Below are 894 nucleotides of genomic sequence, written 5' to 3'. Positions count from 1 at the left end.
GGCATAGTTCGCAACAAAGCCATTCACATCGCGCTGGGCGTTCGCGCCGACGGCGCGAAGGAGGTCCTCGGCCTGTGGCTCGAGCAGAATGAGGGTGCGAAGTTCTGGCTGCGGGTAATGAACGAGCTGCGCAACCGCGGCACCGAGGATATCCTGCTCGCCGTCGTCGATGGCCTCAAGGGCTTCCCCGAGGCGATCACCGCCGTCTTCCCCGACGCGATCGTCCAAACGTGCATCGTGCATCTGCTCAGGAACTCGATGGACTTCGTGTCCTGGAAAGACCGCAAGAACCTCGCCAGCGCGCTCAAGGAGATTTACCGCGCGCCCAGCGCAGAGGCGGCCGAACAGGCGCTGAGCGCGTTTGAGGCCGGCCCCTGGGGCCAACGCTATCCTGCCATCGGCCAAAGCTGGCGGCGCGCCTGGGGCGAAGTGATCCCGTTCTTTGCGTTCCCCGACGAGGTCCGCCGGATCGTCTACACCACAAATGCGATCGAGGCTTTGAACTCGAAGCTCAGACGCGCCGTCCGCGCCAGGGGCCATTTTCCCAGCGACGAGGCTGCCACCAAGCTGCTCTATCTGATCTTGAACCGATCGGAGAAAGAGTGGAAAATGCCGCCACGGGAGTGGTCCATGGCCAAGGCCCAGTTCGCCGTCATCTTCGGCGAGCGCTTCATCAGGGCCATGGCGGCGTAATGTTCAACCGCCCGCCCACACACGGAAATCCTGACAGTGCCGGCAGCGGCGAAACCGCATCGCGGCGCGAATGCCCGATGAACGGCCGGCTCGACCATAAACTCAGACCACGTGCTTCGTGCCCCACGCTTAGGGTGTCATTTCGCCCTCAACCGGAACCGACCCCAAGGAGGCGACCGTCAAACGCTTCCACTATGACAG

At 63.2% G+C, this 894-nt stretch carries 1 protein-coding gene; it reads left to right on the top strand.

The features are described 5' to 3' along the window. Positions 1–693, top strand: a 693-nt coding sequence (locus tag AACY45_RS27110; RefSeq protein WP_339548500.1) for an IS256 family transposase, incomplete at its 5' end; no start/stop codon positions are given. Positions 694–894: the final 201 nt, after the last annotated feature.

It is taken from the genome of Pseudomonas sp. RA_35y_Pfl2_P32 (assembly GCF_963970735.1).
Lineage (GTDB): Bacteria > Pseudomonadota > Gammaproteobacteria > Pseudomonadales > Pseudomonadaceae > Aquipseudomonas.
The sequence above is the reverse complement of the archived record's forward strand: the minus strand, read 5'-3'. Positions and strand labels throughout refer to the sequence as shown.